The following is an 18,570-nucleotide window of genomic DNA, read 5'->3' on the forward strand; positions in this document are numbered from 1 at the left end:
GCGCCCGGAATCATGACGGCCGCCTCGGCCAAGGCAGGCTCTCGGGAGCGACGCAAACGTTCTTACGACCATCGGGATCCACGCTCACCGTCACGGTCGCAGGCCTTCGTGCTGTCAGCGCCATCCATAGCGCCCCTACCCCGAAAATGCTCAAACCGGGGACGGCTTTCACCAGTTTGCCGAGCTTGCGGCGGGGACGCCCGAGGAGGGTCAGCACTGCGGTGGAATCGGTGACAGCCTCGACGCGCCAGTCGTGGCTGATCGCTACCGCAAGGTAGCTGTGCAGAGTTCGTCGCTGAAGATCGTTGGCACCTACGGGCGTCTTGTTCGCACCGTTCGCTGTCCGGTGGCGGGTTGGCAGCGCCGGTAGTCCGGAAGACGCCGCATCCAGGAGTAGCGATGCGCGGGGGCTCTGCTCGTTCGGCTGCGATATCGCACTGTTGTCGGGAAGGCGGCATATTCCGGCCAGCACGTCATCAGCGAGCTGCTGGTAAGCCGTGGCGAGTTCATCCAGCTCGATCCAGATCTCCTCGAACTGGGTGTCCGATGGATCGTCGGCGGTAACCCACAGCTGAGCGGACAGCCGGGCCAGCCGATCGATCACCACGCCTATGGACTCGGTATGCAAGCGAGCAGCCATATAAGGGAGCGGGGCGGCCAGCACGACCCAGCAATCGATATCGTGCACTAATCCAACCCGCTCCGCACCAGCGCCGGTCCCGTACCGATCCTGGTCTGTCAGCAGACGATAGTGCAGTTCCACCAGGTCGGCGGCGGCATCGAGGAATAAGTGATCGAAGGACTCCCATCCCCTCAACGCCGCCAACAGAACGTTCTTTCCGGGGATCCTGCGATCATTGTCCGACAGCGCCATCTCAGTGCCCTCCAAGCATCGGCAACCGCCGCTGCCCCTGGACAACCTCAGCGACCAAATCTCTGTATCCGAGGACGACTTCGGCCAAATGATTACAGGCGCCACGCACCTCCGCGCCGGCGATATCCCAGGTGATCATGCCGTGAACCAGCCGGATACATGCCTCGGCGATTTTATCGACAACCGAGCCGATGGTCTCCGTATGCATCCGCACACCACTGCGGTGTTGCGGCACGTTGCGGTTAGTCCACAGGTCGATCTCGTGGATCAGCTCGCTCCGGCGAAGGTTGATGTCATCGAGTTCGTCCTCCCCGGCGACCTGAGCGTCCAGGTGCAGGTCCGCGAGTTCCTTACCCCATCGGACAACCGAATGATGTGCCATGCCGTGACCGTGGATCGCCGCCAACAATTCTTCCGCCATAGGAAATACCGACGCCGAGTCGATCACTCGCGGCCGACCGACCGTTGGGTTCTCATCCATCGAACTTGCCCCCATGGCTAGCACCGGCGGGGGAACACGCGCGGCCGAGCCTCAGCCACGGATACGGTTCGGAAGTAGGTGAGCCGTCCATCGGCGTACCTCCTGAGTGGTCGAATTACGGTGTCGTCGATTTGGCAAATTTCAGTTGTCAGGTAGATCCCACATGTGTCGGTCAGTGCTGCCGAGCCGTGCTCTCGAGCTGCGACCCGGCAACACCGGATCCGTGTGAATCAGCCTGCTGTTACGCCGGGCGAACCCGACTCCGGCGCCTGCTGCTGCGGGGCATTCAGTGTGTTGTACATCTGCACCGCGCTGGCGATGCCGACAGGGATGCCGAGCGCGGCAGCACCGATGACCGGGCCGATCGTCGCGCCCAGCCCCATGCCCACCAGGCAACCAGCGGGACCGCTGGCTATGAAGAACGCGGGCAACGTGGCGGCACCGATCGTGGCACCGACCAGGCAACCGACCGGAGCACCGATGAGGCTGCCGGCCAGACTGCCTATTCCGACGGCCAATCCGAACTGTGTCGCCGCGACACCCAGAGCGGCGTTGAAGTCAGCTTGAGCGTCGATGTTCTCGACCGGCGCCACAACTGGTTCCGCCGTAGGCGGGGCTTTGTACACCTGAGCCGAGGTCGCCGGATTGTTCGGATCCTGATTCGCCTGCGCCGCGGCCTCCAACGGAGTACCGAGGACAGTGCCGCCCTGAGAGTCCTTCACTTCGAATCGGAGGCCCTGCGTGCTCAGCGAGCCAACCGGACTGCTGATGAAAACCGATTGATCGGACGTGTCACTGGTGTAGCGCACACCCGGAAGCAGGTCGAAACTGAGCCTGTCCGGCACCGGCGCCGGAGAAACCGCAGGTGCCTGTTCGGCGGGCGTCGCGAAAGCGGTCCCACCCGTCATCGCTACAGCGCTCATGGCAATTGCCGCGGTGGCAACTGCGCGAGTCTTGTTCCTCATCAGTACACTCATCTCCCGTTAACCAAAATAATTAATTGAACCAAGTCTGGCGTTAGTCGTGTGGATCTAGTTTGCGCCGCGTGAAGAGCCAATATCGATGACTTTTCCGATCGTTCCCTCGGTGTCCATGAACACCGGCGCCGCATGGACGGCAGCGACCACCCGTTTCGACGATTTGGGTATTGGCACAGCAACTCCATTCTCGGGCGCCGCCATGGCACACAATAGACGGGTTCCCGAATCAAAAATACGTTGCGTACATCCGAACGCATCGTCGACGCTATGGGTGGCGTTACGGGGTGTCAAGCATTACCGGATACTCATCGCAAATTTGAGTTAACGTGGCATTCAGGCCATTCTTATGGTTATTCCGACCCGCGGGCCTCAACCGACGTCGACGCGTTCCGAGATATCGACGGGCCCGACTTCGATGCCGATCAGGCGCGGAAAGGCTGCGCCAGTTGACGGGTCAGCAGCGCACGCGCCCCGAGCAGCGATGGGCCGTACCAGGTCAGGCTGCGCCCGTCGACCAAGACCACCGCGATATTCGGAAAGACCTCGGGCCCATCGGTTTCGGTGAAAACATAGGGCTCGTCGGGGAGCACGGCGAGGTCCACGCCGGTCAGCAGTTCCTGCTGAGACACTGTCGGATACCGTTCCGCCCGGCCTGAGTGCACGAGCCGCAGGCCCAGCTTCTGGGCGAGATCAGCGGTGAAGGTGTCCCGGCCGACGACCATCCAAGGATCGCGCCAGACCGGAATGACCGCATTACGAACCGCTTCGGTCGGCGGTGTGGCCCACTGCGCCGCAGCATGACCCAACCAGTCCGGCGTTCCGACACCGAGTGCCACGGCGAACAGCCGGGCCAGTGATGTGAGCGCTTCCTCTAAAGTCCGGATCCTGGTCACCCACACCGCGATGCCCGCGCTACGCAGTCGCTCGACATCGATGCGGCGGTTCTCCTCCTGGTTGCACACCACCAGATCAGGCGCGATCTCGACGATTCGCCGCACGTTCGGGTTCTTGGTTCCCCTCACCCGCTCGACCCGCAGTTCTTGCGGATGCGTACACCAATCGGTGGCGCCGACCAGGAGATCAGGGCAAGTTATTGCGATCGCCTCGGTCAGCGAGGGAACCAGCGACACAACCCGCCGCACCGGACGTTGCACCGGGACAAGCGCACCGAGATCGTCGACTGGCTCGCCGCTGGGCACGTACGGCAAGCCCTCGGCCAAGCCGATGAAAGCCGACGAGCAGTTGGGGTCCACGCTTTGTGAGCGTAGTCCCGGCGCCGGGTCACACATCGAGCCCAAGTCCGCTGCCGCCCAGACGATCATGCGCGAGGTTCCGACGACTAGGTGTCGAAGACCTGTTTGGCCACCGTGATCGCGGACATCGCCCTCGGCCAGCCGGCATAGAAGGCCATGTGCAGAAAGACTTCCTTGAGTTCGGTCTCGGTTACGCCGTTCTGCTTCGCCAACGCCAGGTGCGCGCGTAACTGCTCGCCGTGGCCGCCGGCGATCAGCCCCGCCACGGTGATCAGACTGCGATCCCGCGGTGACAGCTCGGGCCGCGCCCAGATGTCACCGAATAGCAGGTCATCGGTCAGAGACACCATCTTGGGCAGGAAATCGCCGACGAGCTGCTGGGCTGCAGTCTCCTTGTCCGACGTCGTCATTTGGTCCTCGCTCTCATCAGCGGCGCGATGGCTACCACCGGCGGTCCTAAGCCTCGGGGATCCCCCGGCCGAACGCTTCCAGTGTGCCGTTGTCCGGTTCAGGCCCATCGCACACTCCCATGTCGAGCGCCCAGCGCCAACGGAAACCGCGACCGAGTGCACAGTCACTACCTCAAAGGCTTCCTGTTCTGCTCCCGATGCCACAGCGATGGGCAGACATCCACGGCTCGTCTACAGTGTGTCTACCAGCCGCAACGGGACCAAGTACGCGTACTTCAAATGCCGTAGAAGCAAAGAGGAACTGTGCGACCTTCCGTACCTGTCCGTCGATGCGGTCGAGGGAGCAGTGGTCGAGCACTACCGCACGTTGCAACTCCCGACCGCCTTCGCGGCCGAGACCCGACCCGCAGTTCCACGACCTGATCGGGGATAACGAAATAACGAACGCCGCGCGCTGAGCCCATTGTTCTGGTCCAACATCAACCCCTACGGCCGGTTCCGGCTCGACATGAACACCCGCCTCGATCTCAGCGCCTGAGATCCGCCGGCGTGTCACGACGATGACCTCACCTCGTGGCGGGCAACGGCGTCGAGTAGCTGGGCGATCTCGTCGTCGCACAGGTGGTAGCGAACCACGCGGCCGGTCTTGACCGCACCGACCGTGCCGGCGGCGCGCAACAGCCGCAGGGCCTGTGAGACCGCGGTATCGCTGATTCCCGTCGCTGTCGCCAGATCGGTGACCGCGATCTGTCCGGCACGGTGAATGGCGAGCAGCATCGACAGCCGCCCGGGATCGGACAGCAACGAGAACCGCTGCGCCCAGAACTCGACCTGTTCCTGGTCGCCGATGCCCTCGATAGCATCGCAGACCGTGTGTGCGTCGATGGTGTGCCGGTGAGCCCGATCGGCCGGTACCAGATGCATGGCCTCCATCCTGCCCGCTCGTGACCGTGATCGGTCGACTACTGCCGAAAGAATTGTGAATACCTGCGCAGTCTTGCAGGTTATCGGGAGGGGGAATTACGGTGTCCCTCGCCGTGGTGTTCGGGAAGACCGGTGCAAGTCCGGAGCGGCCCTCGCCACTGTGATCGGTTAGTCGGCACGTCGTCACACCCGCCCTCCAGGGGTGGGAAGGCCACGGGACACCTCGTCCTGGAAGGTCTGGTTTGCCTGCGCTCGACCCGTCAGCCAGGAGACCGGCCACGGCACCTGCGAACCCGTCCACGAGGTGCTGGAAAGGCCGACCGAGAAATGACCCTGCCCGAAAACTCTTCCCCCACACCGGTAACCGCCGGCTCTGGATCGGCGATGCCAGCCTTGCGCTGGGAGCGCCGCGACTGGTTGCGCACCGGCGGCCTGTTCGCCGTCATCGCCGTTCTGCACTTGGCCGCGTTCGGTATCCTGATCGCGCTGGTCGTGCCCCACCAATACACGGTCGGCACCCAGGTCTTCGGCCTGGGCCTGGGGGTGACCGCCTACACCCTGGGCATGCGCCACGCCTTCGACGCCGACCATATCGCCGCCATCGACAACACCACCCGCAAACTCATGGCCGACGGCAAACGCCCCGTCTCTGTGGGCTTCTGGTTCGCGCTCGGGCATTCCACCGTGGTGGTGCTGCTCGCGGCGGGCATCGCAGGCGGCGCGAAACTGACCACCAGCCTCACCAGCGACGACTCAACCGCCCGCCAGGATTTGCGCGTGGTCTCGACTGTGGTGTCGGGCGGGTTCCTCTACCTGATCGCCGCGCTCAACCTGGTCGCCCTTGCCGGTATCTGGCGAGTATTCAAGGCCATGCGCGCGGGCCAGTTCGACGAGCACGAACTCGAGCGGCACCTGGACAACCGGGGCTTCCTCAACCGGATCCTCGGGCGGCTGACCCGCTCGATCACCCGCCCCAGCCAGATGTACCCGATCGGGCTGCTGTTCGGCATCGGCTTCGACACCGCCACCGAGGTCACGCTGATGGTGATGGCCGGATCCGGCGCCGCGGCCGGTCTGCCCTGGTACGCCATCGTCTGCCTGCCGCTGCTGTTCGCCGCGGGCATGAGCCTGTTCGACACCCTCGACGGCACCTTCATGAACTTCGCCTACCACTGGGCGTTCTCCAACCCCGTCCGCAAGGTGTACTACAACCTCACCATCACCGGACTCTCGATCGCGGTCGCGTTCCTGATCGGCAGCATCGAACTCGTCAGCATCCTGCACGACCAGCTCGACCTCACCGACCCGGTCAGCGCGTGGGTCTCCGAAATCGACCTCAACAACGTCGGCTTCATCATCGTCGGCCTGTTCGTGGCCGTCTGGGCGATCGCCGTCGGCTACTGGAAACTGGCCAAGGTCGAACACCGCTGGCAACCCAAACCCGACACGATCGGCTGAGCCTTCACTCCTGCGCGGCCCGATCCGAGGAGACGGAAGGGTCTCATAAACGACCGAATTCGAGACCCTCGTCCGGTCCGGTCGGCTTGAGGGAAGCCGGATTCGCGTCCACAACCCGTCTCACAACCCGCTCCCCGAACGAACGAGGATTGTGAGACGGGTTGTGCGACACAATGAGTCGTGGCATCCACACAACACAACCTTGTCGGACTGGCCCGCGTCTCCACCGATACCCAAGACCTCCAACTCCAACGCGACGCACTCACCGACGCCGGATGCGCCCGCATCTTCGAAGAGTAAGGTCTCCACCCGCTCCACCGAACGGCCCGGCCTGACCGCCGCACTGAACTACTTGCGCCCAGGCGACACCCTGTGTGTGGAACTCGACCGCCTCGGCCGATCGGCAAAGACGTCCTCACTATCGCCGAAGACCTGTGCGAACGCGGCATCGGCGTCCGAATCCTCGCCGGAACGCTCGCCGGCAGCTACCACCCCACCGGGGAAGGCAAAATCTTCTTCACCATGATGGACGCCTTCGCCGAACTCGAACGCCACCTCATCCACCAGCGCACCATGGCCGGCCTGCAAGCCGCCCGCGCCAAAGGCCGCCGCGGTGGACGCCCCACCGTCATGGACCCCGACACCCTCGCCGCCGCCCGCGCCCGCCAAGCCAACGGCCAAACCCCCACCCAGATAGCAAAGGCACTCGGAGTTTCCCGCGCCACCATCTACCGGTACATCAACCACGAATCAGCCTGACCCCGAGCTACTTTGCACTTGCTGACAGCTTCAGGATCCCAGGGCCGTCGCAGGACGCGCACCGCCGGACCATCAACCTGTCTTCGGCGCGTGGACTGTCGGCGCTGGCATTCTCGGCCCGGTCTGAGTTGGGTGGGTACATGGAAACCTCCTCGGAGTGGTGCTGATGGATCTCGCTTCAGCGTCTTCCATCCGGGGTGTTCCGGCGACCATCGAATGGCCCGGGAGCATACCCTTTTTTTGGCAAGCACTCGCGTCTCGTCGACTGCGTATAGGGCAGGGACTCCCCGCTCACGGTCGAGCAATCGCGAGCAACCGGCGCAGGGGTTGGCGGGGATATTCTGGCTGATGTACGGCGACGGGTGAATTGCGGGTAGCCGATGGCCGAGATCGAACCATTCGAAACACAGCGTGATATCGGAGGTAGTGCCGTCACGGAATTGAGTGCGGTCGGGCTCGAGGATGCCGTTGAGATCGGGCGTGGCGGATTCGGTGTCGTATACCGCTGCACACAGTTCGACTTGGACCGCACGGTGGCCGTGAAGGTGCTGACCGGCGATTTGGCGGAGAACCGGGAACGGTTCTTTCGCGAACAACGGGCGATGGGCCGGTTGACGGGGCACCCGAATATCGTCGGCGTTCTGCACGTCGGTCAGACCTCGGGCGGCCACCCGTACCTGGTGATGGAGTACCACCAGCGAGGTTCGCTGGATGCACGGATCCGACGAGATGGCCCTCTGCATGTGCGGGACGTACTGCGCCTCGGCGTGCTGATGGCCGGTGCGTTGGAGTCCGCGCACCGCGCCGACGTTGTGCACCGCGACGTCAAGCCGGCGAATATCTTGCTTACTGATTACGACCAGCCGGCATTGACCGACTTCGGCATCGCCCACATCACCGGCGGGTTCGAAACCGCGACCGGCAGTATCACCGGTTCGCCGGCCTTTACCGCGCCGGAGGTTCTCGGCGGAGATTCGCCCACCCCCGCATCGGACGTGTATGGGCTTGGTGCCACGCTGTTTTGTGCACTCACCGGGCACGCCGCATTCGAGCGCCGCAGTGGGGAACAGGTGGTGGCGCAGTTCCTGCGAATCACCACACAACCGGTCCCGAATCTGCGCGAGAGCGGTATCGCCGAGAACGTCTGCGCGGCCATCGAGGCAGCAATGGCACGCAGCCCATCGGAGCGGCCCACCGCTGCCGGGTTGGGCGAACAGCTGCAGCAGATCCAGATCGACCATCGTTACCCTGTCGAAACGATGGCACTCCGCACCCCACCGGATCACGCTCAGCAAGCGCTGGCGGCGGCACCGGCAGCCGTGCCGCAGATCGGTGTCGTCCGAGGAGATGCGGGTGACCTGCCGCTGGAGCTGACCAGCTTCGTCGGTCGCCGCACGCAGTTGGCCAAGGTGAAAAGCGCGCTGTCAGGCTCCCGCCTGGTCACGTTGACAGGGATCGGCGGGGTCGGAAAAACACGACTTGCGCTGCGAGCCGCGAGCAAGATGCGACGGGACTTCCCCGACGGGGTACGGCTGGTCGAGATGGGTGAGCTCCACGACGCCGCGTTACTAGCGGACGTGGTGGCTGCCGCCGTTGGCGTACGCAACCTGGTCGGCAGGCCGATGCCGGAGGCGTTGGTGGAATTCCTCTCGACGCGCAGACTCCTACTGGTGCTCGACAACTGCGAGCACATGGTTGAGGCGGTCGCGGAGCTGGCCGACTCGCTTTTGCGGGCCTGCCCTTACCTGTCGATTCTGGCGACCAGCCGCGAGGCTCTGGGAATCGGTGGTGAATCGGTACTGCCTGTGGCGCCCCTGGAGTTTCCGGACCCTGCAGTCGAGCCCACGCCGCGCGAGCTGGCCCATTGCGAGGCGGTGGCACTGTTCGCAGACCGCGCGACAGCGGCGGTGCCGGGCTTCGAGATGACCCAGGGCAACCGGCTGCCCGTGGCCCGGATCTGCGCCCGGCTCGACGGGTTGCCGTTGGCGATCGAGCTGGCAGCGGCGCGGCTACGGACCATGTCTGCCACTCAGATCCTCCTGCGGCTCGACGACCGGTATGCGTTGTTGACCCGCGGCAGCCGCAGCGCGCCGACCCGGCAACAGACGCTGCGATGGTGCATCGGCTGGAGCTATGACCTGTGCACACCTACCGAGCAGCGATTGTGGGGACGGCTGTCGGTGTTCGCAGGCAGTTTCGACCTCGATGCCGCTGAGAATGTCTGCGGCGCTGACCTGACCGGGCCGGACCTGCTGGATGCTCTGTCGGCGCTGGTGGACAAATCGATCCTGCTCCGCGAGGAATCCGATGGCGCGGTACGGTTCCGGATGCTCGAGACGGTGCAGGATTACGGCAGGAACGCACTCGAGCAGGCCGGTGAATACCCGGAACTGTGTCGCCGGCATCACGACTGGTACGAGCGACTGGCGTGTGATGCGGAGACCGACTGGATCAGTCCGCGCCAGCTCGATTGGATTTCCCGGCTGAAGCGAGAGCTGCCGAATCTGCGTCAGGCCCTGGAATTCGGGCTGTCCGAGGCGAGTAAGGGCGAGTTGCGGCTCGTTGCTGCGCTGTACCTATTCTGGACCCTGGGTGGACGAGGCAGCGAGGGGCGCACGTGGACCGACCGTGCGCTGGCTCATTCGGTAGATGCGCCGGGCCGATTGCGCGCCAAGGGCCTCTACTCGTCCAGTAGTTTGGCCGCGTTTCAGGGTGACCTACCGGCGGCGGCCGGCCAGGCGGCGGAGCTTCGCGCACTGGCCGAGCAGATGGACGACTCGAAGACTGCCGCATTAGCCGATCTCGCCGAGGGCATGATCGCCCTTATGTGCGGTGATCCGGCTCGCGGGATTGCTCACCTTACCGGTGCCGCCGAAGTCTTCGAAACATGCGATGAACTTGCTTTGCACTTGGCGGCGCTGTTTTTCCTCGGATGGGCCTGCGAATTTCAGGGGGATTTCCGTCGTGGACTCGCCTGCCATGCGCAGGTGCTCACTCTCGCGGAAGCGCACGGGGAGAAGGTCTTTCGGTCGTGGGCATTATGGTCTACGGGCATCAAGGTGTGGCGGCAGGGTGAGGTCGAGCGCGCCACGCAACTGTTGAACGAGAGCCTGCGCCTGGCTCGTCCGATGGACGATCCGCTCACCGCCGCACTCAGTTCGGAGGCACTGGCTTGGATTGCCGCCGAGCGACATGAGGTCCGACGCGCCGCCGTATTGCTGGGCGCCGCCGAAACCCTGAGTCGAGCGGTGGGCAGCCCGACTGTCCTGTTCCCGAACCTGCTGGTCTACCACGAGGCATGCACACAGCGCGCCCGCGAGACGCTCGGCACGCGAGCATTCGAGACGGCTCTACATGCAGGAGGCGCCATGAGCTTCGACGCAGCCATCAGCTTCTGCCTCGACGAAGAACCTGAGACCACCACCCCCGCGGCTCGTCCTGCGACGGAACTGACCAAGCGTGAGCGCCAGGTTGCCGGCCTGATCGCTGAGGGCCTCACCAACAACGCAATCGCCGCCCGATTGACGATCTCACCACGCACCGCGCAGGGGCATGTCGAGCACATCCTCACCAAACTCGGATTCACCTCACGAGCCCAGGTCGCATCATGGGTCGTGGAGCGCGCCCACGACGAAAGCTCCTGACCGAAGGGTCGGCCTCGAAGCGCCCCACAGGTGGTCCTGGGCAGTCCCAAGGTGCGCAAGAAGTATCCGTCCGGGGTGTTCTGTTCTCGGTCGGACAGCACAACCGCGACCGCCGGTACCCGCCTGACGCAGCAGCGCTGCCGCGGCAAGGCCGATGACCGCGCCGGCGCAATCATCGATGGCGGTGCTGGAGAACCGGTGCCGGATCCGGGTGGTGCGCGGGCTGTAGACGGCGCGATCACCGAACCAGTCGTCTCGAAGTAGTTCGACGCGAATGCTGTCCTCGTCGGTTTTGAACGGAAACGGACGGCCCGTGGGCTGGTTCGCAGGGGCTCAGCTTGAAATTTAACCTCCGCGGCCGGTGGTGTGACCCCGGTTGATCATGCAAGCAGCCCTTGTCTGATGATTGCTGTTGCGACACAAGCAATTTCATACAAGGGCTGCGGTGATAAGTATGACCGATGGCGGGTCGGGCGGCGCGCTCGGGGACCTGGCGGCGTTCCGGCAAGGCTTCTACGAATGCCTGACCAGGCGGGCGGATGCCTTGTTCGAGCTGTGCGAAGCTCTGCTGTGCACCGACGGTCCGGTGCGGTCGCTGGTCGGGTTGTCCCTGGCTCCGGAGCATCGCCGCGGCCACGGGGCGCTGTATGACGCGGTGAACAGCGGCCGTGTCGAGATCGACCGTCTGAGAACTGTTTTGGCCGACGCGCGGTTGCCGAGGGCGGCCGACGGCCGCTTGGTGATGGCCGTCGATGTGTCGCCGTGGTTGCGTCCGGATGGCGCGACGTGCCCGGATCGATTGTTCTGCCATACCTATGGTCGCGGCAAGAACGAGCATCGGATGATCCCGGGCCGGCCGTACTCGATCATCGCCGCGCTCGAGACCGGCCGCAGTTCCTGGACCGCGCCGCTGGACGCGCAACGACTCCGCCCCGGCGCGGATATTCTCGCGGTGACTGCCTCCCAGATCCGTGACCTCGTGGAACGGCTCGTCGCCGCGGGGCAGTGGCACGAGAACGACCCGGACATGCTGTTCGTGCTCGATGCCGGATACGAGGGTCCGCGTCTGGCCTACCTGCTGTCGGATCTGCCTGTGCAGATCCTGGTGCGACTGCGCTCGGATCGGGTGTTCCGCCGCCCGGCTCCGAAATATCAGCATCCGCCCCAAGGTGGCCGGCCCGCTCGCCATGGCGGGGAGTTCATCTTCAAAGACCCGGCCACCTGGGGTGCTGAAGATGTCACAACCCGCACTGACACAAGGCTTTACGGCACGGCGACCGCGCTGGCATGGAACCGACTGCACCCACGGTTGCAACGCCGGACCACCTGGGCAGACTGGGTCGGGCCGATGCCGATCCTCGAAGGCACCGTGATCCGGCTGACGGTCGAGCAACTACCCAGCGGTGGAGTGAACAAACCCGTCTGGCTGTGGTGGTCCGGCGCCGACGCCACCACCGTCGATGTCGACCGGTGCTGGCGAATGTTTCTGCGGCGCTTCGATATCGAACACACCTTCCGAATGTGGAAGCAGACACTCGGCTGGACCTGCCCGCAGTTGCGTGACCCCGGATCAGCTGACCGATGGACCTGGCTTATCATCACCGCATATACCCAGCTACGGCTGTCCCGGCCCCTGGCTGCGGACCTACGCCTGCCATGGGAGAAACCCGCTGCACCACAACGCCTTACACCCGCCCGGGTCAGGCGGGGGTTTCGTCACATCCGCACAAAGACGGGCTCTCCCGCGGGTGCACCGAAACCCTCCCGGCCCGGACCGCGACGCCCACCCGGGGTGAAGAACCGGCATCATGCCGCTCGCCATGACGTGGGATTGGTCCTGGTCACCGGCCACGCCTATACCCGCCCGGCCCACCACAAGAAGGGCACCAAACCCCGCCGAACAGCGCAAATACCCAGCGGAGGTTAAATTTCAAGCTCAGTCGGTGTTCACGTAGGCGTCGAGTGTCAGCCGCATGTCTGCGGCAACCTTCGAGTCCGGGAAGTTCTTCCCCAGCAGGGTATTCAACTGGGTCAGCCGTTTCCGCACCCACGAGAAATGCGCGGAGACCGGTTTCTCGAGTACTGGAGACACGGCGGCCAGACTGGCGTCGAGGTCCCCGAGACGGGCGTTCGCTGACGCCAGGTAGATGATCGTCAGCATTTCGTCCCCCGGTGAGTGCTGGACCTTCCAAGCATCCATTGCTTCCTCGGATGCTTGGACCGATCGGCGAAGCGTCTTCGGGTCCTCGGCCCACATGAGCGAGAACCCGTGGTAGTAGATCTGTTTCGCGGGGGTGAATGTGAACAGCCCCGGAATCTCGTCCGGCCTGCACTGGTCCCGCACTCGGTCGGCTTGATCCAGAAGCTCGAGCGCCGTGGCCGAGTCCCCCAGGTTGGCCACCGACGCGGCCAGCCCACACAGAAGCCGCGGTTCAGCGGTACCGGTGGACTTGCCGACGTACTTCAGTCCGTCTTCAGCCGAATCACGCGCCCTCTCAAAATCTTTCGTGAATCGGTAGGCAAGAGCCTGGGTGCCTCTTGCCCAGGCACGGAGTTGATCGTGCCCGGCCCGGTCTCCGAGCTGAAAAGCAGCTTCGGCATGAACCTTCGCGTCCTGAGCCTGCCCCAGGTCGAGAGTGAGGTAGGACAGCACCCCGGAGACCCGACCTAGAGCGACGTACAGGTCTCGAATCTCTCCAGTGGAATACGCCCCGACTTTCAGGCGTCTCGCGAGCTCTGATCGCAAGCCGAGCGCCTTCCGCAAGGTCTGGTCGTACGACTCCAATCGGGCCTTGGTCGAGATGTTCACGATCTCCTGGCCGATACCCTCCAGTGGCACGCCATCGGGGGCGGCAAGCAGCGCCTCCGAGCCTTGAAGCGCTTCGCGCAGTAGGCGTTTCCTCTCGGCAGCGGCTTGCCGGTCGGCTTGGTCTGCATCCCACGAAGCGACCAACACGCCATTGCCATCGAGTGCGGCGTCGGCCCGTTCGACCCAGCTTCGATCCTTGGGCCACCGCCGGCCATGTTCGACATTGCCCAGCCAGGAGAAGTCACAGAACAGCACGGTCGAGAGTTCCCGAAGGCTCCAGTCACGTTCCTCGCGCAGTCGCCGCAGAGCATCTCCGGTGCGGTTGGGTCCCATGCTCAGTAATCGTTCTGCTGACGAGTCCATCGAGCTCCCGTCCTGTGTGTTCAGTTCGCGCCGCTCAGGTTCTGAACACAGCGTATCGATTCAGTTCAGGGCGTGAATGGCGTTGAGTCGTTGATAGGCCGTGTACCAGCAACGACAGGGGCCCGCCATGGACGACGAACCGAAGCGCTCACGACTGTTCCCGTTTCCCGGCGGGCTGTTGGAGCTCCAGTCGTACGGAGATGAGTCCGAGGATTGCGCCGGATTCCATCTGGAGGTTCACGGACATATCGCACTAGCCGCACAAGACGACAGGGGCGCTGTAATGCGTTGGAAGCCAACGTGTCTCGGGTACCTCCGAACAGATGTATCCGGACTGGCCCAGCTTTGGGACCAGACCCAGATCCGAAGGCTCGCCACGAGACTCGGTTACGACTTCGCGGACATGGTGATCTACGATCCCAAATTCGGTCGGCCGCCCTTGGCGCGGCTGAAGGCACAAGCGACCCGGCTCGAGGCCGAAGCCGTAATAGTCCCAAGCCCAGACCACTTCGACAATGCAGAAGTGCCGGGAAAGCTGGTCCAACAGATGGATGTGATCACGGTGGGCCCGGAGGAGACATACGCGCGGCGTGCTCTCCCGCCGCTGCTGAACTTGCCGCCCGTCCGAGCCGACGGGGCATAGGCCACTCCGACGTTCGAGAGACGGGGGTGGCTGATATTCGTGTAAGGGCCTCGGAGAAGACGACGAAAGCCGTTCGTGGTCGCGATGCTCTGCTGTGATAGTCCCATCCGGCCCGATCAAATGGTCGGGCACAACCATGTGAGCACGACAGGTAAGTGTCCCGGTACACAGCACCCCAAGTCTGTGCAGCGTGGCCATCGTCGAGCCCTCAGACTAGCTGATGCCCATGGCAGTCAAACCTCGGGGCAGGAAGCCACGCAAGAGCCAGAAGTTGGGCTCATCGATTGCCGGGAGCGCCGCAGCGTCGGGCGCTCCCGACGAGCCGTTGCTCCGTCGAGTGCCAGCCGCTAGACGAAGGGGGAGACTCGCACCTCGATCGTCGTCCTCGCGGCTCTGTTTACCAAGACTGGTTCTTGCTCATCAAGACCAACCGGTTCTCCCCCGCGCGATCCGGTGATCCCAGCGACGGATCCGCCTGTCTCGGGCGGATGGTCAGTTGTCGTATCAGAGCGGACTCACACTCCCTCAACTCAGATCCCGCCTCCTGGCACCTCGCGTTACAACCAGAGAGGACCTTTGGATGACTCCGGATACCTCAGCCACCAATCCAACTCAACAAGCACCCCAGCGCGGTGTTCAATGGAGCAAACCACTGCTTCACCAGGAACCAGCACAGGCGCTGTTGCGCGGCGACCGTCACGACCGCGGCGCGACTGCACCGGGACGGGGCGTCACCGTGGGAATCGACATCACGTGTCCGACTTGTGGACACGACGATCAGGTTCAGAATGTTCCTGCGGTGCATGCGACAGGAACGTCCGTGGTCCGCGGAGTCGACTCGCATTCAGGGTTTGGGATCAGCTCCGTCGGTGTGGTCCCGGTGGTCGGCTACGCCACCGTCGACCGAGTCCACTCAACCCATCTCGCTCAGGCACTCACCGTCGCACCGATGCGCCGCCGCTCCGGCAAGCTGGTTTTCCTCGGGCTGTTCTTTGCGATTCCCGCGTGCTTCTACCTTCTCTTCACCATCGTTGCGCTGAAAGATCCTGATGCTGAAGTATCCTGGCCTTGGATTGTCGCCGCGTCCTTCGCATTCATCCTGGCGCTGGCCACCCCATCGATCCTCCTCTTCTGGACCGCGCTGAGGAGAACCCGGCGCAACAACCGGATCAGTCGCGGGCTTCCAGTCGCTCGCCACGTCTGGCGGGCCGGCTACTACTGCCACCGATGCGGATCCTGCTATTGGCCCTACCAACCGGCCGCCGGAGTACCGGTGCGGTACGCGTTGTCCCCCAACCAGTTTCGATCGGTCGTCTGGAGTGCTGGAGGCTACGCCAACTTGTAGCGAATCAGGAAGCCCTCGGCTCCGCTCGTACAAGACGCCTGCTCTCGCACCCAGATCCCAGCCGCCAATCCTCGGTGGCTCTCGGATTCAGTGCTATCGCCTCTGACAACGGAACACGACAGGTCTTCGGCTGTCCGCAGGCGAACTCAGTCGCAACACGCAATGTGGATTGATTCGATTAGGGGACAGGACTTCTGACGCCATGACATCTAGGCCTCTGGCATCTCGTCGGGGATCTGCAGGGCTGACAGGTCAGAGCCCAGTTGAGTGAGTGGCACGTAACCGCTCGAGCCACCGACAGCGAGTCGCTTGCCTCTCATCCCCTTTCACCAATCGTGTCAGCGCACTCATGGCGCTACTCCGACCATCCAGCTCTACGACGGGTCAGCACACAACTGCCCGACCGCAGACGATGAGCACTTCAAATCACGCGCCGTGACGGAACACCTTCCGTCACGGCGTTTTTCGTCTCTGCACTCCGTTTGAAGGTGATCAGACATGCCAAATCCTCCTTCGTGCGCGATCTGTCAATCTGTCAATTCCGGTCGGCGGCAACAGACCCCAGGTTCCGAGACGGTCTGCATTCATTGCAGGACCGGCTTGCCGCGATGCGACCGGTGCCGCGAACCCAGTCAGCACCTGGCCGTGACGGTCGAACTCGGGCGCCTATGCCGAGCTTGTGCCGACGGATGGACCAAATGCGCACGCTGCCGCTACTACGCACCAACCACCTGGCGCACCGATACCGGCGACCGCGTCTGCCCGCACTGTGTCGATCGGTTCTTCGATCATTGCGGTGTCTGCAGTCTCTACACCGCCGACAGCCGGTATGTCTCCGGCGGTCTCCGCGTGTGCTCTCGGTGCGCGGAAAGCTATGGCGTCTGCGACGAATGCGGCACCCTCGTGACCGAGCATACCGACTGCGACGGCTGTGAGTCTGGCGGGCGGGTCTGGGGTTACAACTACAAGCCCGACCCCAGGTTCTTCGGTCGCGGCCCACTGTTTCTCGGGTTGGAGCTGGAAGTCGTTGTCCCTCATGAGAATTATCAGTTGTGTGCGTCGACGGCCGGCGACTATGTGCGCGATCTGGGCTATCTGAAGCATGATTCGTCGATTCTGCCGCTTGGCTTCGAACTGGTCACCCATCCGATGGATTATCGGTTCGCCATCGAGCAGTTCCCCTGGCCACTGCTCGAGCGCCTGGAAGAACTGGGGTGCCGCTCGGACGCCAGTGTCGGTATTCATGTGCATGTTTCGCGTGATGGTTTCGATTCGCCCGCGCATATTTACCGGTGGGCGAAGCTGATCTACCGCAACGAGCCTCAAACCGTGGCCTTGGCGCGGCGGCGAACGGATTTCGCACAGTTCTCGAGTACTGCGCGCGAGCGTGTGAAGCACACCGCGAAAGATGATGTGCGCCGCTTCGGGCTGAACCGGTACCAGGCCATCAATCCGCATCCGCGCAAAAGCCTCGAGCTGCGCGTGTTCGCTGGATCTCTGGACCGCCAGCAGGTTCAGGCAGCCCTGGCCTTCGCCGCAGCCACCGTCGAATACACCCGCGGCCTCACCGCGACCGAGGTGATCCAGCGCGGCGGCTGGCGGTGGGATCAGTTCAGCGCCTGGGTGAGTCAGCGGGAGGAATACGCCCCGCTTCGGGCGCAGATGGAGGCACTCCCGTGTGCCTGCTGACCTTTCTCCCGCCGGGAACACACCCCGATATCAGCGCACTACGAAACGGCGCGCGCGTCAATCGAGACGGTCATGGTTTCGCCGTGGTCACCGGCACCGGGATTCTGGTCGGCCGCGGCATGGACGCCGAGGAAGTGATCGACGATTTCGCCGCCATCCGTACACGATATCCGGACCGGCCGGCGCTGTTCCACAGCCGCTACGCCACCCATGGCGCGGCGAGCATCGACAACTGCCATCCCTTTCGTCTCGGCCGCGATCGGCGAACCGTGGTGGCGCACAACGGAGTGCTACCCCGAAGGGTGCGCCCGGCACCCTATGACCCTCGATCGGACACACGCATCGCCGCCGAGACGTATCTGTCGCGAATGCCTTTCGGGTCGTTCGATACCGCGGCCGGCCGCCGCGGCCTGGAGTCGTGGCTCGGGGCGAGCAAGCTGGTCGTGCTGACCGTCGATCCCACCTTCTGCGAGAACGCCTACGTGCTCAACGAATCGGCGGGGATCTGGGACGGCGGGATCTGGTACTCGAACCGCGGCTATCGGCCCGATGCCGGGTCTGGGCTCCTCCGGTCGCGGGCGTGGCTGTATGTGTGCGAAAGCTGTGGCGATGTCGACTTCAGTCGACGGGGCCGCTACTGCGGCCGGTGTGGCTGGTGTTTCCACTGCACCAATACCTTTCCGCACTGCGATTGCCTCCGACGCTCCATCAAACCCGCTCTTTCGATGCGCCGCGACGTGATCCATTAGGCCAAGAGCCCAGGGCGTTCATCCCGACTCCTGGCCCAGCTTTCATTCCGGAGCTGTCGCGCCCATCTGGCCGAATCCGTCATTGCCTCAGGCACGGATTCGGCCTTCTTCGCGGTGCCCGTCTTGCGATTTCGTGCGCGAGACGGGCTCGCCCTGCGAGGCGGCCGCACGACTGCGTCTCCCGCGTCC

At 63.9% G+C, this 18,570-nt stretch carries 16 protein-coding genes, 1 pseudogene and 1 riboswitch; of the genes and pseudogenes, 10 read left to right on the forward strand and 7 right to left on the reverse strand.

From position 1 onward, the window contains the following. Positions 1–10: 10 nt before the first annotated feature. The 6 genes from ACFXIV_RS36985 to ACFXIV_RS37010 form a co-directional block, all read right to left on the reverse strand. A complete protein-coding gene (locus ACFXIV_RS36985) occupies positions 11–874 on the reverse strand; it encodes a DUF4254 domain-containing protein (protein ID WP_379405282.1) in 864 nt (287 codons plus the stop codon). Position 875: 1 nt separating this feature from the next. Further along, positions 876–1,295, reverse strand: a complete 420-nt coding sequence (locus ACFXIV_RS36990; protein ID WP_379421396.1) for a DUF4254 domain-containing protein — start codon at positions 1,293–1,295, stop codon at positions 876–878. A gap of 290 nt (positions 1,296–1,585) precedes the next feature. Beyond that, positions 1,586–2,332 carry a hypothetical protein gene (locus ACFXIV_RS36995; RefSeq protein ID WP_379405279.1) on the reverse strand — a complete coding sequence of 249 codons (747 nt, stop codon included), beginning with the start codon at positions 2,330–2,332 and terminating at the stop codon, positions 1,586–1,588. Positions 2,333–2,757: 425 nt separating this feature from the next. Then, positions 2,758–3,588 carry a helical backbone metal receptor gene (locus ACFXIV_RS37000; protein ID WP_379405277.1) on the reverse strand — a complete coding sequence of 277 codons (831 nt, stop codon included), beginning with the start codon at positions 3,586–3,588 and terminating at the stop codon, positions 2,758–2,760. An 86-nt stretch (positions 3,589–3,674) separates the two neighbouring features. Next, positions 3,675–3,998 (reverse strand): carboxymuconolactone decarboxylase family protein, encoded by a 324-nt coding sequence (locus tag ACFXIV_RS37005; RefSeq protein WP_379405275.1) that lies wholly within the window; start codon positions 3,996–3,998, stop codon positions 3,675–3,677. A gap of 552 nt (positions 3,999–4,550) precedes the next feature. Further along, positions 4,551–4,922 (reverse strand): ArsR/SmtB family transcription factor, encoded by a 372-nt coding sequence (locus ACFXIV_RS37010; protein ID WP_379405273.1) that lies wholly within the window; start codon positions 4,920–4,922, stop codon positions 4,551–4,553. An 82-nt stretch (positions 4,923–5,004) separates the two neighbouring features. After that, a riboswitch (cobalamin riboswitch) is annotated at positions 5,005–5,218 on the forward strand. 88 nt (positions 5,219–5,306) lie between these two features. Between ACFXIV_RS37010 and ACFXIV_RS37015 the strand changes: the two genes are divergently transcribed. The 6 genes and pseudogenes from ACFXIV_RS37015 to ACFXIV_RS37040 all read left to right on the forward strand — a co-directional run bounded on the left by ACFXIV_RS37015 (position 5,307) and on the right by ACFXIV_RS37040 (position 12,710). Continuing rightward, positions 5,307–6,380, forward strand: a complete 1,074-nt coding sequence (locus tag ACFXIV_RS37015) for a HoxN/HupN/NixA family nickel/cobalt transporter (RefSeq protein ID WP_379405271.1) — start codon at positions 5,307–5,309, stop codon at positions 6,378–6,380. 180 nt (positions 6,381–6,560) lie between these two features. Next, positions 6,561–6,680: a recombinase family protein gene (locus ACFXIV_RS37020; protein ID WP_379405269.1), complete on the forward strand. Its 120-nt coding sequence runs from the start codon at positions 6,561–6,563 to the stop codon at positions 6,678–6,680. Between the two features lie 52 nt (positions 6,681–6,732). Continuing rightward, positions 6,733–6,929 (forward strand): annotated as a pseudogene (locus ACFXIV_RS37025) (recombinase family protein); the annotation flags it as partial. A 24-nt stretch (positions 6,930–6,953) separates the two neighbouring features. After that, the gene (locus ACFXIV_RS37030; protein ID WP_379421399.1) at positions 6,954–7,139 is read left to right on the forward strand and encodes a helix-turn-helix domain-containing protein; all 186 of its coding nucleotides are present in this window, start codon (positions 6,954–6,956) and stop codon (positions 7,137–7,139) included. Between the two features lie 380 nt (positions 7,140–7,519). Beyond that, complete coding sequence (locus tag ACFXIV_RS37035) at positions 7,520–10,783, forward strand: protein kinase (RefSeq protein ID WP_379405267.1); 3,264 nt, start codon at positions 7,520–7,522, stop codon at positions 10,781–10,783. 454 nt (positions 10,784–11,237) lie between these two features. Beyond that, complete coding sequence (locus ACFXIV_RS37040) at positions 11,238–12,710, forward strand: NF041680 family putative transposase (RefSeq protein WP_379421397.1); 1,473 nt, start codon at positions 11,238–11,240, stop codon at positions 12,708–12,710. A gap of 9 nt (positions 12,711–12,719) precedes the next feature. On the opposite strand, the gene ACFXIV_RS37045 is transcribed toward ACFXIV_RS37040, so the two are convergent. Continuing rightward, complete coding sequence (locus ACFXIV_RS37045; RefSeq protein ID WP_379405021.1) at positions 12,720–13,925, reverse strand: helix-turn-helix domain-containing protein; 1,206 nt, start codon at positions 13,923–13,925, stop codon at positions 12,720–12,722. 157 nt (positions 13,926–14,082) lie between these two features. Here ACFXIV_RS37045 and ACFXIV_RS37050 point away from each other — a divergent pair, with 157 nt between their 5' ends. The 4 genes from ACFXIV_RS37050 (at position 14,083) to ACFXIV_RS37065 (ending at position 18,381) form a co-directional block, all read left to right on the forward strand. Then, positions 14,083–14,598 (forward strand): hypothetical protein, encoded by a 516-nt coding sequence (locus tag ACFXIV_RS37050; protein WP_379405019.1) that lies wholly within the window; start codon positions 14,083–14,085, stop codon positions 14,596–14,598. Positions 14,599–15,178: 580 nt separating this feature from the next. Further along, the gene (locus tag ACFXIV_RS37055; protein ID WP_379405016.1) at positions 15,179–15,943 is read left to right on the forward strand and encodes a hypothetical protein; all 765 of its coding nucleotides are present in this window, start codon (positions 15,179–15,181) and stop codon (positions 15,941–15,943) included. Positions 15,944–16,588: 645 nt separating this feature from the next. Next, on the forward strand, positions 16,589–17,632 hold the full coding sequence (locus ACFXIV_RS37060; RefSeq protein WP_379405014.1) for a hypothetical protein: 1,044 nt from the start codon (positions 16,589–16,591) through the stop codon (positions 17,630–17,632). An 83-nt stretch (positions 17,633–17,715) separates the two neighbouring features. Beyond that, positions 17,716–18,381: a hypothetical protein gene (locus ACFXIV_RS37065; protein ID WP_379405013.1), complete on the forward strand. Its 666-nt coding sequence runs from the start codon at positions 17,716–17,718 to the stop codon at positions 18,379–18,381. The last annotated feature ends 189 nt before the right edge of the window (positions 18,382–18,570 follow it).

The organism is Nocardia sp. NPDC059236 (genome assembly GCF_042754085.1).
GTDB lineage: Bacteria > Actinomycetota > Actinomycetes > Mycobacteriales > Mycobacteriaceae > Nocardia.

What these genes read in the sequence shown, in the direction of transcription:
- ACFXIV_RS36985 (WP_379405282.1), bottom strand. Translation starts at nt 874, where the DNA reads ATGGCGCTGTCGGACAATGATCGCAGGATCCCCGGAAAGAACGTTCTG.
- ACFXIV_RS36990 (WP_379421396.1), bottom strand. Translation starts at nt 1,295, where the DNA reads ATGGCGGAAGAATTGTTGGCGGCGATCCACGGTCACGGCATGGCACAT.
- ACFXIV_RS36995 (WP_379405279.1), bottom strand. Translation starts at nt 2,332, where the DNA reads ATGAGTGTACTGATGAGGAACAAGACTCGCGCAGTTGCCACCGCGGCA.
- ACFXIV_RS37005 (WP_379405275.1), bottom strand. Translation starts at nt 3,998, where the DNA reads ATGACGACGTCGGACAAGGAGACTGCAGCCCAGCAGCTCGTCGGCGAT.
- ACFXIV_RS37010 (WP_379405273.1), bottom strand. Translation starts at nt 4,922, where the DNA reads ATGCATCTGGTACCGGCCGATCGGGCTCACCGGCACACCATCGACGCA.
- ACFXIV_RS37015 (WP_379405271.1), top strand. Translation starts at nt 5,307, where the DNA reads ATGCCAGCCTTGCGCTGGGAGCGCCGCGACTGGTTGCGCACCGGCGGC.
- ACFXIV_RS37030 (WP_379421399.1), top strand. Translation starts at nt 6,954, where the DNA reads ATGGCCGGCCTGCAAGCCGCCCGCGCCAAAGGCCGCCGCGGTGGACGC.
- ACFXIV_RS37035 (WP_379405267.1), top strand. Translation starts at nt 7,520, where the DNA reads ATGGCCGAGATCGAACCATTCGAAACACAGCGTGATATCGGAGGTAGT.
- ACFXIV_RS37040 (WP_379421397.1), top strand. Translation starts at nt 11,238, where the DNA reads ATGACCGATGGCGGGTCGGGCGGCGCGCTCGGGGACCTGGCGGCGTTC.
- ACFXIV_RS37045 (WP_379405021.1), bottom strand. Translation starts at nt 13,925, where the DNA reads ATGGGACCCAACCGCACCGGAGATGCTCTGCGGCGACTGCGCGAGGAA.
- ACFXIV_RS37050 (WP_379405019.1), top strand. Translation starts at nt 14,083, where the DNA reads ATGGACGACGAACCGAAGCGCTCACGACTGTTCCCGTTTCCCGGCGGG.
- ACFXIV_RS37055 (WP_379405016.1), top strand. Translation starts at nt 15,179, where the DNA reads ATGACTCCGGATACCTCAGCCACCAATCCAACTCAACAAGCACCCCAG.